The sequence below is a fragment of the Actinomadura violacea genome (assembly GCF_017573465.1).
In the GTDB taxonomy this organism is placed as follows: Bacteria; Actinomycetota; Actinomycetes; order Streptosporangiales; family Streptosporangiaceae; genus Spirillospora; species Spirillospora violacea.
The window spans coordinates 90,564-104,017 of the sequence record NZ_JAGEPF010000033.1 but is presented as its reverse complement, the minus strand read 5'-3'; the positions used below and the strand labels follow the sequence as shown (position 1 = coordinate 104,017).

The 13,454-nt window shown below is 74.2% G+C and carries 15 protein-coding genes; 7 read left to right on the top strand and 8 right to left on the bottom strand.

The genetic code is table 11. The annotated features are described in order from the left end of the window. Nucleotides 1–32 precede the first annotated feature (32 nt). Entirely contained in the window at nt 33–407 is a 375-nt protein-coding gene (locus J4709_RS42370; protein WP_208250659.1) for a YidH family protein, read from the top strand. Nucleotides 408–428: 21 nt separating this feature from the next. Here the strand turns inward: J4709_RS42370 and J4709_RS42365 are convergent, their stop codons facing one another. The 3 genes from J4709_RS42365 to J4709_RS42355 form a co-directional block, all read right to left on the bottom strand. Continuing rightward, nucleotides 429–1,658: a lipase family protein gene (locus tag J4709_RS42365; RefSeq protein WP_208250658.1), complete on the bottom strand. Its 1,230-nt coding sequence runs from the start codon at nt 1,656–1,658 to the stop codon at nt 429–431. A gap of 155 nt (nt 1,659–1,813) precedes the next feature. Continuing rightward, on the bottom strand, nt 1,814–2,155 hold the full coding sequence (locus tag J4709_RS42360) for a VOC family protein (RefSeq protein ID WP_208250657.1): 342 nt from the start codon (nt 2,153–2,155) through the stop codon (nt 1,814–1,816). Nucleotide 2,156: 1 nt separating this feature from the next. Beyond that, nucleotides 2,157–2,333 carry a ribbon-helix-helix domain-containing protein gene (locus J4709_RS42355; RefSeq protein ID WP_208250656.1) on the bottom strand — a complete coding sequence of 59 codons (177 nt, stop codon included), beginning with the start codon at nt 2,331–2,333 and terminating at the stop codon, nt 2,157–2,159. Between the two features lie 57 nt (nt 2,334–2,390). Here J4709_RS42355 and J4709_RS42350 point away from each other — a divergent pair, with 57 nt between their 5' ends. Continuing rightward, nucleotides 2,391–3,671, top strand: a complete 1,281-nt coding sequence (locus tag J4709_RS42350) for an FAD-binding oxidoreductase (protein ID WP_208250655.1) — start codon at nt 2,391–2,393, stop codon at nt 3,669–3,671. Nucleotides 3,672–3,684: 13 nt separating this feature from the next. On the opposite strand, the gene J4709_RS42345 is transcribed toward J4709_RS42350, so the two are convergent. Further along, nucleotides 3,685–4,467: an endonuclease/exonuclease/phosphatase family protein gene (locus J4709_RS42345; RefSeq protein WP_208250654.1), complete on the bottom strand. Its 783-nt coding sequence runs from the start codon at nt 4,465–4,467 to the stop codon at nt 3,685–3,687. A gap of 61 nt (nt 4,468–4,528) precedes the next feature. Further along, entirely contained in the window at nt 4,529–5,512 is a 984-nt protein-coding gene (locus J4709_RS42340; protein ID WP_208250652.1) for a GlxA family transcriptional regulator, read from the bottom strand. A gap of 71 nt (nt 5,513–5,583) precedes the next feature. Between J4709_RS42340 and J4709_RS42335 the strand changes: the two genes are divergently transcribed. The 5 genes from J4709_RS42335 to J4709_RS42315 all read left to right on the top strand — a co-directional run bounded on the left by J4709_RS42335 (nt 5,584) and on the right by J4709_RS42315 (nt 10,185). After that, nucleotides 5,584–6,993 carry an MFS transporter gene (locus J4709_RS42335; protein WP_208250651.1) on the top strand — a complete coding sequence of 470 codons (1,410 nt, stop codon included), beginning with the start codon at nt 5,584–5,586 and terminating at the stop codon, nt 6,991–6,993. 239 nt (nt 6,994–7,232) lie between these two features. Continuing rightward, complete coding sequence (locus J4709_RS42330) at nt 7,233–7,658, top strand: hypothetical protein (RefSeq protein ID WP_208250650.1); 426 nt, start codon at nt 7,233–7,235, stop codon at nt 7,656–7,658. Between the two features lie 90 nt (nt 7,659–7,748). Further along, a complete protein-coding gene (locus J4709_RS42325) occupies nt 7,749–8,849 on the top strand; it encodes an LLM class flavin-dependent oxidoreductase (RefSeq protein ID WP_208250648.1) in 1,101 nt (366 codons plus the stop codon). Further along, the gene (locus tag J4709_RS42320) at nt 8,846–9,865 is read left to right on the top strand and encodes an AraC family transcriptional regulator (protein ID WP_208250646.1); all 1,020 of its coding nucleotides are present in this window, start codon (nt 8,846–8,848) and stop codon (nt 9,863–9,865) included. Before J4709_RS42325 ends, J4709_RS42320 begins: the two co-directional genes overlap by 4 nt. A gap of 74 nt (nt 9,866–9,939) precedes the next feature. Beyond that, the gene (locus J4709_RS42315; protein WP_208250645.1) at nt 9,940–10,185 is read left to right on the top strand and encodes a hypothetical protein; all 246 of its coding nucleotides are present in this window, start codon (nt 9,940–9,942) and stop codon (nt 10,183–10,185) included. Between the two features lie 66 nt (nt 10,186–10,251). On the opposite strand, the gene J4709_RS42310 is transcribed toward J4709_RS42315, so the two are convergent. From J4709_RS42310 to J4709_RS42300, 3 genes are all read right to left on the bottom strand, one after another. Continuing rightward, nucleotides 10,252–12,078, bottom strand: coding sequence for an SDR family oxidoreductase (locus J4709_RS42310; RefSeq protein WP_208250643.1), 1,827 nt, complete (start codon nt 12,076–12,078; stop codon nt 10,252–10,254). A gap of 70 nt (nt 12,079–12,148) precedes the next feature. Next, a complete protein-coding gene (locus J4709_RS42305; protein WP_208250641.1) occupies nt 12,149–12,679 on the bottom strand; it encodes a GyrI-like domain-containing protein in 531 nt (176 codons plus the stop codon). Continuing rightward, the gene (locus J4709_RS42300; RefSeq protein WP_208250635.1) at nt 12,676–13,434 is read right to left on the bottom strand and encodes a MerR family transcriptional regulator; all 759 of its coding nucleotides are present in this window, start codon (nt 13,432–13,434) and stop codon (nt 12,676–12,678) included. Before J4709_RS42300 ends, J4709_RS42305 begins: the two co-directional genes overlap by 4 nt. Nucleotides 13,435–13,454: the final 20 nt, after the last annotated feature.

Below are 13,454 nucleotides of genomic sequence, written 5' to 3'. Positions count from 1 at the left end.
CGAAGCCCGCTCGCCCCGCCCTGGAGGCCGCCATGCAGGACCCCGCCAGTCAGGACGGTGCCGGCAAGGCCCCTGCCGGTAAGGACGACCCGGAGCTCGCCCGTGATCTGCTGGCCAACGAGCGCACGTACCTCGCCTGGATGCGGACGGCGGCCGGGGTCATGGTGCTCGGCCTCGCGGTCGCCAAGCTCGTCGAGGACGGCGGCACGCGGGCGGTGGCCGCCGGGATCGTGCTGGTGGTGACGGGTGTGGCGGGCATGGCGTACGCCGCGGTGCGCTACCGGGCCGGGGCGGCCGCGATCCAAGGGCGGCGGCCGTCCCCGGCCGGGCGGACGGCGGGCCCGCTGGCCGCCGGCGGCGTGCTGATCGTCGCCGTCGCGGCCGCGATGACCCTCCTGCTCTGGTGAGGGCCCGCCCGCCTGCCCGCGTCAGCAGTCGTTGACGGGCGGCTTGCCGGCGAACCGGTCGTCGAGGAAGTTCACCGAGTCGTTCTGCCGCACGACCATCTCCAGGGCGTGCTCGCCGATCGCGTCCCGCACGACGTGGACGGTGGCGCCGCGCGAGCACCACGCCTTCACCATCGCGTCGTCCTGCGCGGCGGGGACGATCTCGTCGGTGTTCGCGTGGTAGTCGAACACGGGGGTGGCCGGGGCGGCGGCGCCGAGCGTGTTGGCCTTCAGGACGGCCCGGACGCGCGGCACCGCCAGCGGGTCGGGGACGGTGCTGTAGTCGGACAGCTTCTTGAACGCGAACGAGGTGAGCAGGCTCGTCAGGCACTTCCCGGCGGCGTCCTTCATCGCCTGCTTGCCCTTGTCGTTCATCAGCGCGTCGATGTCCATCTCCGGGTACTCGGTGCCGAGGCTGACCGCGGCGGCGGCCTCGAACCCGGAGAAGACCCCGCCGTCCAGCGACCGCGCGACGGCCTCCGGGTCGGCGGGGATGCCGCCCATCGACGCGCCGGCGAGCTTCACGTCGGGGGCGTAGGACGGCTGGAGCTCCGCGGCCCAGCCGGTGGCCTGGGCGCCGCCGGAGTAGCCCGCGAGCGCCCACGGCGCCTGCGCGGCGATCCCGGAGTCCTTGAACCGCTGGACGGCGCGGATCCCGTCGAGGACGGCGTGCCCGGCCTGGACGCCCGCCATGAACACCGACTTCGGTCCCTCGAAGTCGGGCATGGCGACGGCCCAGCCCTTGCTCAGCATCGGCCCGGCGTAGATCGCGGCGGTGGAGGCGAACAGGTCGCCGGAGGCCAGGCCGTAGGACGGGGCGCACTGCGAGCCGGTGGAGTCCTCGGCGGCCTGCACCGACACGACCGGCCGCGCGCCGGACCCGGTCCACGCCTTCTTCGGCACGAGGACGGAGGTGACCGCGAGTTCCGGCGTCCCGTGCGAGTCGTTGGTGCGGTAGGAGACCTGCCAGGCGTTCGCGGTGTCGGCCACGTTCCCGGCCTTGGGCGTGAACGCGCGGGTGGCGACGATCGCGCCCGGCGCGTAGGTGCCGATGTTCGCGGGCGCCTTGTAGAAGGGGTCCTGGTCGGGCGGGACGGAGCCGGGCACGGTGTCGGCCGACGCCGGGGCGGCCAGGGCGGCGGCGGCGAGCGCGCCGGCGGCGGCGACCACGACGGCTCGCGCCGCCGCGGCGCGGAGGGAGGAGCGTCTCATCACGGACTCCCGGGGGGGGTGGGGTACGGGACACGCGAAACGGCGGCGTTCCGCAAAGGCCCACCCACTGTAAGGGAGCACTTGCGTCGTGTTTATGAGCGGGACTGAGCAACTCCCGGCGGCGTTTGTGGGCCCCGCCACCAAACCCGGCGGGGTCAGCCCTTGGGCGCCTGGAGGCTCCACAGCCGCCCGTCGGGGTCGCGGACGGTCATCTCCCGCGTCCCGTAGTGGGTGTCCTCGAACGGGCTGACCACGTCGACGGCCGGATCGGGACGGAACGCGTCCGCGTCGGGGACCCGCAGCGCGAGCTGCATCGCGGGTTCGCGGTCCTCCGGGACCTCGATCACGACGACATAGGGGCCGCTCCCGTTGCGGAACACGCCGGAACCGTCGCCGGTCTCGGTCTCCAGCTCGAACCCGAGCGTCTGGAGGAACTTCGCGGTCCTCCCCCAGTTGCGGGTCTCCATGAACACGGCCTCGAATCCGTCGGTCGCCATGTCACGACTCCTTTCCAGGTTGCGATCGCGCCCCGTGGGCATCGTCGAGGTAGGCGCGCAGGGCCGCGGCGACGAGCGCCGACAACGACATTCCCTCGTCGATCGCGTGGTGCTTGACCTGCTTGATCAGCTCTACCGGCAGGTACACGTTGAACTGCTTGACCTCCGCGTCACCCATGACAGGATGCTAGCATCCTTGCCAGCTAAGGACGTGGTCGGCTTCGGGGAGGCAGCGATGAGCGGCACCGATCTGCGGAGGGCCGTCAGGGGGCGGGTGCTGGAGCCCGGCGACGACGGCTTCGACGCGGCGCGCAGGGCCTGGAACCTGACGGTCGACCAGCCCGTCTCCGCCGTCGTCGAGGCCGCGGACGCCGAGGACGTCGCCGCGCTGGTCCGCTATGCGCGCCGGTCGGGACGGACGGTGACCGCCCAGGCTTCCGGCCACGACGCGTCCGGCGACGTGGACGGGGTGATCCTGCTACGTACCGGCCGCCTCGACGAGCTGCGGGTGCGGGACCGGCTGGCCCGGGCCGGAGCCGGCGTGAACTGGGGCCGCGTCCTGGCGGCGGCCGGGCCGGAGGGCCTGACGGGCCTGGCCGGCAGCTCCCCGGTCGTCAACGTCACCGGGTACACGCTCGGCGGCGGCCTGTCGTGGTTCGGCCGCAGGCACGGGTGGGCCGCCGACAGCGTGCGCGCCTTCGACGTCGTCGACGCGGAGGGCGAACAGGCACGGGTGACCGCCTCGTCCGACCCCGAACTGTTCTGGGGGCTGAAGGGCGGCGGCGGTGACTTCGCGCTGGTCACAGCACTGGAATTCGACCTGCATCCGGCATGCACAGTGTATGGCGGACGCGTGGTCTGGCCCGCGGAGCGCGCGGGAGAGGTGTTCGAGACCTTCCGGAAGCTCACCGGCGAGGCGCCGCCCGAGCTGACCGTGTGGTTCAACCGCTTCGCATTCCCCGGCGCCCCGCCGATGGTCGCGCTCGACCTCACCTACCTGGGCGACCCGTCCGAGGGCGCGGCACTGGTGCGCGCCATCGACGCGATCGACGGCCCGATCAGCGACGACCGCGGCCTCGTGGCGGTGGCCGACCTCGGCGGGATCGCCGGCGAGCCGGCCCGCCCCACCGCCTCCCTGCCGCGCGCCGAACTCCTGACCGGCCTGGACGAGAGCCTGGTCACCGAGCCGATCGAGCCGTTGATCTCCATCCAGATCCGGCACCTGTCCGGCGCGCTCGCCGAGCCGGGCACGGGCGCGAGCGGGGCGTTGCCCGAGCCGTACCTCCTGCAGATGGTCGGCGGCGGCCCCGATCCCGCCCGCGTCCGCGCCAAGCAGGTCGGGCTCGTCGAGCGGTTCGAGGCGGTCATCGCGGGACGCAAGCCCTACACGCTGCTGACCCCGGACGAGACCGCGGCCGATGCCTTCCCCGCGCCGACGCTCGCCCGGCTCCGCGCCCTGAAGCGTTCCCGCGACCCGCACGGCGTCTTCCGCGCGAACCACCCCGTCCTCACGTAGGCGGCTTGTCTCGCTATGCGGAGAACGCGGCCGCTATGCCGTAGTGGTCGGACAGATAGGTGGCGCGGCCGTCGGGCAGGCGGATCTCGTCCTTGAAGACCAGGCTCGTGGTCGCCGTCAGGGGCGGGGCGGCGAGGATCTGGTCGATCGGTTCGAGGCTGAGCTTCGGCGTGGGCCGGAAGGTGGTCGCGGGGCCGCCGTCCAGGACGTCCACGAGGCCGGTCGCGGCGCGGAAGTCGCGCAGGACGGGCGAGGACCGGGGGACGTTCAGGTCGCCCGCGACGACCAGCGGATCCGTCAGCCGCGGGTGCGCGAGCAGTTCCGCCAATCGGGCGAGCTCGCCGGCCTCGATCCGGGTGTAGGGATTCGCGAGGTCCCAGTCGTTGTCCCGGTTGGCCGTCAGATGGGTATTGGCGATGGTGACGTGGCGGTCCCCGAATGCGATGCGGGTCAGAAGGGCTCCCTTGCGCAGCAGGCCCTCGGCGCGGGGACGTCCGGTGAATCGGTAAGTGTGGAAATGGCGGCGGACGATCGGCCGCCGCGAAAGCGTCACGAGGCCGCCGCGCACCAGCGGGACGGACGGCCCGTGCGCGATGTGCGGGTACGAGGGCATCGCGCGGCGGAGCGTCGCGAGATTGACCGGGGACACCACTTCCTGGAGGCACACCACGTCGTAGGGCGATTCCTCGAGGATTCCGGCGAGCACTCTGATCCGGGCGCGGGAATCGCCCCGGAACAGCGTGTTGAACGTCAGCAGGCCGAAGTTCACGGGCCTCGGGTCGTCCCAGGTGGCCATGGACGCCACGATAGGGGCCACCGCGTCGCGGCGGGGGCGGCCCGCGTTCAAGATTCGTCGATCAGCCGGCGGGGACGCGGCGGTGGGCGCGCCGGTATTCGCTCGGGGTGACGCCGAGTTCGCGGGCGAAGTGGGTGCGGAGGTTCGCTGCGGTGCCGAGACCGCATTTCTCCGCGACGAGGTCGACCGACAGGTCGGTCTCCTCCAGGAGTTCGCGGGCCCGGATGACGCGCTGGACGAGCAGCCATTGCAGCGGCGTCGTCCCCGTCTCGGCGTGGAAGCGGCGGATGAGGGTGCGGCCGGTCAGGCCCGCGCGGCCCGCGAGCTCGGCGGTCGTGAGGGGGCGGTCGAGCCTGGTCAGCGCCCACTGCAGGACGGGGCCGAGCCCGTCGTCGCGGCCGGACGGCGGCAGCGGCGTCTCGACGTACTGGGCCTGGCCGCCGGTGCGGTGCGGCGGGACGACCATCTGGCGGGCGACGGCGTTCGCGACGTCCGCGCCGAGGTCCTGCCGGACGACGTGCAGGCACAGGTCGATCCCGGCGCTGTTGCCGGCGCCGGTGAGCAGGTCGCCGTCGTCGATGTAGAGGACGGACGTGTCGGCCTCGACGGCCGGGAACCGCTCGCGCAGCACCGCCGCGTGCTTCCAGTGCAGCGCGGTGCGGCGGCCGTCGAGGAGGCCCGCGGCGGCGAGGACGAACGCGCCGGAGCACAGCGACACGATGCGGGCGCCGCGCGCGTGCGCGGCGCGGACGGCCTCGATGACCTGCGGCGACGGGTCGTCCAGCACGTTCCCGGCGGCGGGGACGACGATCGTGTCCGCCTTTTCGAGGGCGTCCAGGCCGTGCGGGGCGACGATCTGGAACGCGCCCGGCAGATCGTCCTGGCCGGACGAGCCGCGCAGCCGGGACGAGCCCTCCGAGCAGAGCCGGACGTCGTACCAGGGCCCGGTGTGCGACGGCGGCGGCGAGCCGAACAGCTGGCAGGGGATGGCGACCTCGAAGATCGGTGCGCCGGGGACGACCAGGATCGCCAGGGTCCGCGTCATGTCAGAAATCTATCGGATGCTGTCAATCCTGCCACTCGTGGCGGGCCCGGGCCGTCCCGATCATTGACCGCATGAACGCACGGACGAAGACCCGGCCGGCACGGATCCCGGCCGGTACGCAGGCCCCGGACCGGCGGCGATGGCTCGTGCTCGCCGTCGCGTCGGCCACCCAGTTCCTGGCGATCCTCGACCTGTTCGCGGTGAGCGTCGCCTTCCCGGCGCTGCGGCGCACGTTCGACGGCGCGCCGCTGCCGCAGGTGTCGTGGGTGCTGAACGCGTACACGATCGTGCTCGCGGCGCTGCTCGTCCCGGCGGGGCGGCTCGCCGACGACACGAGCCGCAAGAAGAGCTTCCTCGCCGGGATGGCGCTGTTCGGCGCCGCGTCGGTGGCGTGCGCGGCGGCGCCGACGCTGCCGGTGCTGGTCGCGGCGCGGGTCGTCCAGGCGGCGGCGGGCGCGGTGCTCGTCCCGACGTCGCTCGGGCTGGCGCTGCCCGCCTTCCCCAGGCGCGAGCACCCGACCGTGATGGGGATCTGGACGGCGGTGGCGGCGCTCGGCGGCGGCTGCGGGCCGGTGCTCGGCGGGCTGCTGCTGATGGCGGGCTGGCGCTGGATCTTCCTGATCAACGTACCGGTGACGGCGGCGGCGATCCTGGCCGGCCGGCGGCTGCTGCCGGACACGCCGCGCAAGCCGCGCCAGCGGCTCGACCTGCTGGGATCGGCGCTGGTGCTGGGCGCGGCGACGGCGCTGACGGCGCTGCTCGTCCAGGCGCCGGCGTGGGGGTACGGGTCGGCGCGGACGATCGGCTGCGCGGTCGCGGCGGCCGTCCTCGCGGTGCTGGCGGTCGCGCACATGCGGCGGCACCCGAACCCGGTCATCGGCCCGGACCTGTTCCGGCACCGGCCGTTCGCGGTCGCGGTGTCGGGGGTCTTCCTCTACTACCTGGTGTTCGCGGCGACGCTGGTGGCGGCGACGCTGTTCTTCACGGGCGTGTGGCACTACCCGGTCGTCCGGGCGGGCGTGGGGATCGCGCCGATCCCGCTGTCATGCCTGGTGATGTCGCCGTTCTCCGGGCGGATCGTCGGGCGGATCGGGGGCCCCGCGTCGGCGGTGCTGGGCGGGCTGGCGCTCGCGGCGGGCTGCGGCTGGTGGGCGGCGACCGCCTCGCCCGAGCCGTCCTACCTGGTGATGTTCGTGCCGGGCGCGCTGCTGGCCGGGGTGAGCACCGCCCTGCTGCAGCCGCCGCTGTTCGGGTCGGCGGCGGCGCTGCCGGCGGACCGGCTGTCGCTCGGGTCGGCGGTGCTGATGATGGCGCGGCAGATCAGCTCGGCGCTCGGCATCGCGGTGCTGACCGTGCTGCTCGGGAACGCGGCGCGGCCGCCGGTGGCGGCGTTCCGGCACGGCTGGCTGTTCATGGTCGCGGCGGCGCTGCTGTCCGCCCTGATCTCCCGGCATTTCCGGACGAACAACAACAATAAGTAGAAATGCCGTGAATGGCTCCGGCCGGCTGGCCGGAAAGCGCAGCCGACTATCCGGTTAGCGTTGCGAACGAACAAATGCTCGTGCATAGTTGGTCCCGCACGAAGTCGCGGTTCCCCGCCCTGCGGAAGATGGAAGGAGCACCGGCCCCCGCCGATGGCCGTCCATTTTTCGGAGAAATGCGACATACGTGACCTGGGACCCGCCACCACCCGTTCGCGACCGCGCCGGAAGGCCCATCGATGCCCAGCGATCCCGCCCGCTCCCCGCTCGGCGACCGGCACATCTGCTCGATGCCCGGCTGCACCCGCCCGTCCTGCTTCCAGGTCCGCCTGGAGACCGCCGGCGCGCCACCGCCCGGCCGGGGCCCCCGCGCCACGGCCCGCGAACCCCGCTCGCCGAGCGAGCCCCGCGAACCCCGCGAAGCCCGCGGAGCCGGGGCCCGCCGCGACTTCCGGGGGCCCGGCTGCGACGCCGCGTCCCGCGCCGGCGACTCCTGCGGCACCCACCTCGCCGACGTCGTCCAGGCCCTCGCCCGCCGGTCCCGCGGCGGGTCCGGCGGCACCGCCCAGATCGTCGTGTACGCGACGCCCGAAGGCCGGCACCGCGCGGACGGCGAGCCCCCCGGTCCCTTCGACCGGTTCACCCTCGGCGTCATCCCGATATGAACGCCGGCGGCCGTTGCCCGCACCCGACGCCTTTCCGATACTGGAAAAAGTCGGATGTATACGGACGAGGCCGGACGAAGGTGAATCTCGATGGGATTCCAGCTTGGCTTGTTCTCCCCCAACACCGAATCAGGACTGGCGATAACCACGGTTCCGGAAAGGTGGCGGGCGACCTGGGACAACAATCTGCGCCTCGCCCGCCTCGCCGACGAGACCGGCATCGACTTCCTGCTCCCCGTCGCCCGCTGGACCGACTGGGGTCCCGGCACCGACTTCCACCACAGCGTCCTCGACCCGCTGGTCTGGGCGTCCGGCCTGCTCGCGAACACGACCCGGCTGCGCGTCTTCACCACCGTCCACACCGCGTTCCACCACCCGGTCGTCGCCGCCAAGCAGCTCGCGACCGCCGACCACCTCAGCCGCGGGCGCGTCGGGCTGAACATCGTCGCCGGCTGGCACGCCCCCGAATACGAGATGTTCGGCCTCACCCTCCCGGGCGACCACGACACCCGGTACGCCTACGCACAGGAATGGTGGGACGTCGTCCGGCGCATCTGGTCGTCCTCCGAGCCGTTCGACCACGACGGCCACTACTTCCACCTGCGCCGGGTCGTCGGCTCGCCGAAGCCCTACAACGGGCGGAGCCTGCCGGTGATCAACGCCGGGTCGTCGCGGCAGGGCCGCTCGTTCGCCGCCCGCAACGCCGACCGCGCGTTCACGGTCGTCGCCGGACCGGAGGACGGCGCGGAGATCGTCGCCGCGATCCGCGCGGAGGCCGCGTCGCAGGGCCGGAACGTCGGCGTCTTCACCCTCGGGCACGTCGTGTGCCGCCCCACCCGCACCGAAGCGGAGGACCAGTTGCACTACTACGCCGACGAGCACGCCGACTGGCCGGCCGTGGACGAGGTGATGCGCCTGCAGGGCCTGCACGCGCAGTCGTTCACGCCGGAGATGCTGCAGGTCCACCGGGACCGGTTCGCCGCCGGGCACGGCAGCTGCCCGCTGGTCGGCGACCCTGACGACGTCGCCGACGGGATCGCCGGGTTCGCCCGCGCGGGCTTCGACGGCATCGCGCTGTCGTTCCTGGACTACGCCGAGGAGCTGGGCTTCTTCGCCGCCGAGGTGATGCCGCGGCTGCGCGCCCGCGGCGTCCTGCCGATGCCCGCCGCCGCCCCGGGCGGCTCCCCGTGACCGCCCCCGGGCCGGCCCCGGGCGGGGACGAGGCGCCGCTGTCGTCGTGCCGGCGCGTCGCCAGCACCGACATCGACGTCCTGCACCGGACCGTCGAGCCGTACGCGATCGGCCACGACCTGCAGGCGCGCGACCCCGGCCGCCCGCTGGACGGCCTGGTCAACGCGCTCGGCGTCGGCGCGGTCAAGCTGGTGTGGGTCCGCTACGGCGGCGCCGGCGTCATCGTCGACACCCCGCCGACCGGCGGCGCGTTCGCGCTGTGCGCGCCGATCGCGCCGATGGGCGTGGAGTACCGCGGGTCGCGCGGCCGCGACACCGCGGGCGGCAGCCTCGTGGTGTCGCACGACGAGGCGATGCGGCTCACCCCGGACCCGCGGCACGGCTGCCTGGTGATCGCGACGAGCACCGGCCGGCTCGCCGACCACCTCGGCGGCTTCCTCGGCCGCGAGTACGACCCGCCGCTGCGCTTCCACAGCGTGGACGGCCCGGCGCTCGCGCCCGCGTCCATCGTCGAGCGGACGTGGCGGCACGTCTGCGCCGTCCTCGACGACACCGCGCCCGGGGGGCTGCACCCGCTCGCGGCCCGCAGCCTGGAGGAGTCGCTGCTCACCTCGATCCTGCTCGGGCTGCCGCACACCGCGACGCCGGAGCTGGCGGAGCCGCCGCGGCGCGTCCCGCACCATCTCGCCGGGTTCATCCGGGAATGGGTGGACGCGCACCATGACCGGCCGATCGGCACGTCCGAAATCGCGGCGGCGGCCGGGATCGGCGTCCGGCAGCTCCAGGCGATCTGCCGCGCCCAGTGGGGGCTCACGCCGACGCAGCTGCTGCGCGGGGTGCGGCTCGACCACGCCCGCGACGCGCTGCGGTCGGCCGTGCCGGGCCGCCGGACGGTCTCGGACGTCGCGGCCGCCGCCGGCTACCTGCACATGGGCCGGTTCGCGGCGCACTACCGGCAGCGCTTCGGCGAGACACCGAGCGACACCCTCAGGCACGCGGCGGCCTCACCCGGCTGACGGCAGCCGTCCGGACGCCCGGCATCGACCTTGGTCGGTATTTCCGGCGACGCGTCCCCGGCAGGCTCGGCGGCATGAAAGACGCGAAGTCCTACGACGGCCTGTCCTCCTTCGTGTTCATGCTCGGGATGTACGCGGGCGGCGTGCCGTTCGTCACCAAGCTGTTCGGCTGGAAGCCGGACGGCCCGAAGCGCTACCTGGTGTTCGCGCTGCGGCTGCCGTCCCCGGCGTGGTGGATCGTGTCGCTCCTCGCGCTCGGCGTCGCGTTCGCGCTGCTCTGCTGGATCGACACCGCCAAGAAGCGCCGCTTCCCCGGCTGACACCACAACGTTGACTTGCGGCGTGTCGGCCTTAAGAAGCGCGTTTTAAGGCCGACACGCCGCAAGTCAACGAGGCGGGGCGGCGTGGCGGTCGCGGACGTCGGTGAAGATCCGGTCGCCGGCGCGGCGGCCTAGCCGCGCGAGGGACCGGGTCGCGCCGGGCGACAGGCGCGCGATCGTCCGCGCGACGTGCGCCTCGACCGCGACGGGGACGACCGCCGCGTCCTGCCGGACGGCCCGCAGGATCGCCCTGGCGACCTTCTCCGGCGGGAAGCCGCGCCGCTCGATCGCGCGCGCCATCTTCTCGCGCAGCTCGGCGTCCGCCGCCGGGGCCAGCCCGACGAACCGGGTCTGCCGCTTGATCGGCGTGTCGACCGCGCCGGGGCAGACGGCCGTGACGCCGATCCCGTACCGCTCCATGTCGAGCCGGAAGCACTCGGCGAGCTGCAGCACCGCCGCCTTCGTCGCGCCGTAGGCGGGCAGCTCCGGGCTCGGCGTGAACGCGGCCAGCGACGACAGGACGACGATGTGGCCGCCCTCGCCGCGCTCGACCATCTGCCGCCCGAACAGCCGGGATCCGCGGTACATGCCGTCGATGTTGATCGACCGGATGCGCGCCCAGTCCTCCTCCGGCGTGTCCAGCAGCGAGCCCGCGAGCGCGATCCCCGCGTTGTTGACGACGACGTCCGGGACTCCCCAGGTGCCCTTCACGTAGTCGGCGAACTGCTCCATCGCCTCCGCGTCGGCGACGTCCACGCGGTAGACGTGGGCCTCGCCGCCCGCCGCGCCGATCTCGTCCACGGTCCGCTTGGCGCCGCCCTCGTCGATGTCGGCGACGACGACCCGCGCCCCCGCCTCGGCGAACGCGCTCGCCGTCGCGCGGCCGATGCCGCTGCCCGCGCCCGTCACGACGACGAGGTCGCCGCCGAACTCCTTGCCGGGCTCGGCGGCGGCCCGCGCGTGCGCGAGGCCCGGCGTCTCCGGCCCGCCCTCGACGTGCTCGACGAACTCGGTGATCCAGCGCGCGACCAGGTCCGGATGGCTGCGCGCCACCCAGTGCCCGGCCGGGGCGCGGCGCACGTACAGGTTCGGGACGACGCCGCGCGGCGACAGCAGCAGCGGCTGCGACCCGTACCGGTCCTTGATCGGGACGATCAGCTGGACGGGCACGTCGGTCCGCCCGTCGCCCTCAGCCGGGGCGCCGCGCCGCCCGCCCTCCGCCGGGGCGCCGCGCCGGCGTCCCATGTTCGCGCGGTACAGGCCGAGGCCGTTGCGCGCGTCCCGGGCGAGCGTCCCGGCCGGATGCCCGGGGCGCGGCTCGGCGCCCTCCCGCAGCCGCAGGCCGCGCGCGAACCCGGCCGGGAGCAGCCGCGCCGCCGCCTCGCCGACGCGCGGCGCCATCAGCACCGGCATGTAGACGCTGCGCCGCGCCTGCGCCAGCACCTCCCGCACCCCGCGCGGCCCCGACCGGACGGCGGTCCGCACCCAGCGGGCGAGGTGCCGCCGGTCCGGCCCGGAGATCGAGGTGAACGAGGCGAACCGGCCGCGGAGCCGCTCCCCGATGACCGCCTCCCAGCCCTGCACCGACCCCCAGTCGTGGCCGACGAGATGCACCGGCTCGTCCGCGCCGACGCCGTCGAGCACCGCCTCCAGGTCGCCCATCAGCGCGTCCAGACCGTAGTCGAGCGGGTCGGACGGCGCGGACGAGCCGCCCGCGCCGCGCACGTCGTAGGCGACCACGCGGAACCGGGCCGCGAGCCGCTCGGCGACGTCGTCCCACATCGCGCCGGTGTCGGGGTAGCCGTGGACGAGGACGACCGTGGGCCGGTCCCCCTCGCCGCGCACCCGTACCGCCAGGTCGATCCCGCCCGACCTCACCCGCTGGTCCCGCATCGGCGCTCCCTACCGCGTTCCGGGGGTTTGCCCGAGAACCTACGCCGATGAGGTCTGCTGTCCAGGCCCCTCAGCGGACGGGCTGGCGGAGGATCGTCCGCGCCTTCGCCTGGTCCTGCGCCTTCGGGTCGGTGAGGTAGATCTCGTGGTGCAGGCCGTTCGCTTCGAGCCCCTCGGCGTGCATCAGCGCGTCCATCTCGGCGAGGCTCGCGGGCTCGTCCGCGTACGGGCCGCGATGCAGCATCTGCACGCACCGCCCCTCGGTGAAGGCGACGAGCTGGACCCGCGCCGCCGCCGGCACCTCCGGCCTGACCCGCTCGACGGCCTCGCCGATCGCGTCGACCTCGTCCGGCAGCCGCAGGAACAGGTGCCACCACCACTCCTCGCGCGGCACCTCGAACGGGGAGCGCTCGTCCTCCACCCACCAGCGGCCCTCCAGCGGGACCATCGGCGCGCCGAGCGCGCCCATCACCGCGTACAGCGCGCCGACGCTCGCCCCGTACGCGGCGCCGCCCGGCTCGCCGCATCCGGTGACGGACAGGCCCCTCACCGGCCCGAACTCCGCGATCTCCGGCTTCTCCGCCGCCTCGTACCAGCTCATCGGACATCCTCCAGTCGAATCAGGACCCGGGTCTCCAGGTCCTCCGGCGGCGTGCTGGCCGGGTCGTTCAGGTAGACCTCGCGGACCGGCCCCGCGGGCGCGTGCCCGTGGTCGCCGAACCAGGCCAGCACGGCGTGGACGGTGAGCGCGATCTCCTCGTACGGGCCGACGTGCAACGCCTGCGCGAACGCCCCGCCGGGCAGGACGTCCTCGCCGGACGGCGACTCCAGGGCCACCCGCACCTCGAACTCCTCCGCCATGTCCAGCGGGAACAGCCCGACCAGGCTCGGCACCCCCGCGAACCCGTCGAGGAGGCGGGCGACGCAGGCCCCCGTCGCCGGGGCGATCGCCATCGGGGTCGCGGGCTCGCTCGCCGTCCGCACCCGCCGCGCCGGCTCCCGCACCACCGACACCGCCGTCTCCGGCAGGCCCTCGGCCAGCACCCGGTCCAGCAGCCGCAGCGCGCGGCGCCGGCGCGCCACCTCCGCCTCCAGCCGGTCCCGCGCGACGCGCAGCGCGTCCGCGCCCTGACCCGCGAGGACCCGCGCCACCGCGGACAGCGGCACGTCCAGCTCCCGCAGCATCCCGACCGTCAGCGCGTCCCGCGCCTGATCGGGCCGGTAGTACCGGTAGCCCGACGCCGGATCGACCCATGCCGGGGACAGAAGCCCCAGCTCGTCGTAGTGGCGCAGCTGCTTGACGCTCAACCGGCACAGCCGCGCGAACCGCCCGATGGGCAGGAGATCGTTGCTCACGCCCCCAGCGTGACGTCTCC

Bases quoted from the DNA above. Each gene is read 5' to 3' on its own strand.
- J4709_RS42370 (WP_208250659.1), top strand. From the start codon at position 33: ATGCAGGACCCCGCCAGTCAGGACGGTGCCGGCAAGGCCCCTGCCGGT.
- J4709_RS42365 (WP_208250658.1), bottom strand. From the start codon at position 1,658: ATGAGACGCTCCTCCCTCCGCGCCGCGGCGGCGCGAGCCGTCGTGGTC.
- J4709_RS42360 (WP_208250657.1), bottom strand. From the start codon at position 2,155: ATGGCGACCGACGGATTCGAGGCCGTGTTCATGGAGACCCGCAACTGG.
- J4709_RS42355 (WP_208250656.1), bottom strand. From the start codon at position 2,333: ATGGGTGACGCGGAGGTCAAGCAGTTCAACGTGTACCTGCCGGTAGAG.
- J4709_RS42350 (WP_208250655.1), top strand. From the start codon at position 2,391: ATGAGCGGCACCGATCTGCGGAGGGCCGTCAGGGGGCGGGTGCTGGAG.
- J4709_RS42345 (WP_208250654.1), bottom strand. From the start codon at position 4,467: ATGGCCACCTGGGACGACCCGAGGCCCGTGAACTTCGGCCTGCTGACG.
- J4709_RS42340 (WP_208250652.1), bottom strand. From the start codon at position 5,512: ATGACGCGGACCCTGGCGATCCTGGTCGTCCCCGGCGCACCGATCTTC.
- J4709_RS42335 (WP_208250651.1), top strand. From the start codon at position 5,584: ATGAACGCACGGACGAAGACCCGGCCGGCACGGATCCCGGCCGGTACG.
- J4709_RS42330 (WP_208250650.1), top strand. From the start codon at position 7,233: ATGCCCAGCGATCCCGCCCGCTCCCCGCTCGGCGACCGGCACATCTGC.
- J4709_RS42325 (WP_208250648.1), top strand. From the start codon at position 7,749: ATGGGATTCCAGCTTGGCTTGTTCTCCCCCAACACCGAATCAGGACTG.
- J4709_RS42315 (WP_208250645.1), top strand. From the start codon at position 9,940: ATGAAAGACGCGAAGTCCTACGACGGCCTGTCCTCCTTCGTGTTCATG.
- J4709_RS42310 (WP_208250643.1), bottom strand. From the start codon at position 12,078: ATGCGGGACCAGCGGGTGAGGTCGGGCGGGATCGACCTGGCGGTACGG.
- J4709_RS42305 (WP_208250641.1), bottom strand. From the start codon at position 12,679: ATGAGCTGGTACGAGGCGGCGGAGAAGCCGGAGATCGCGGAGTTCGGG.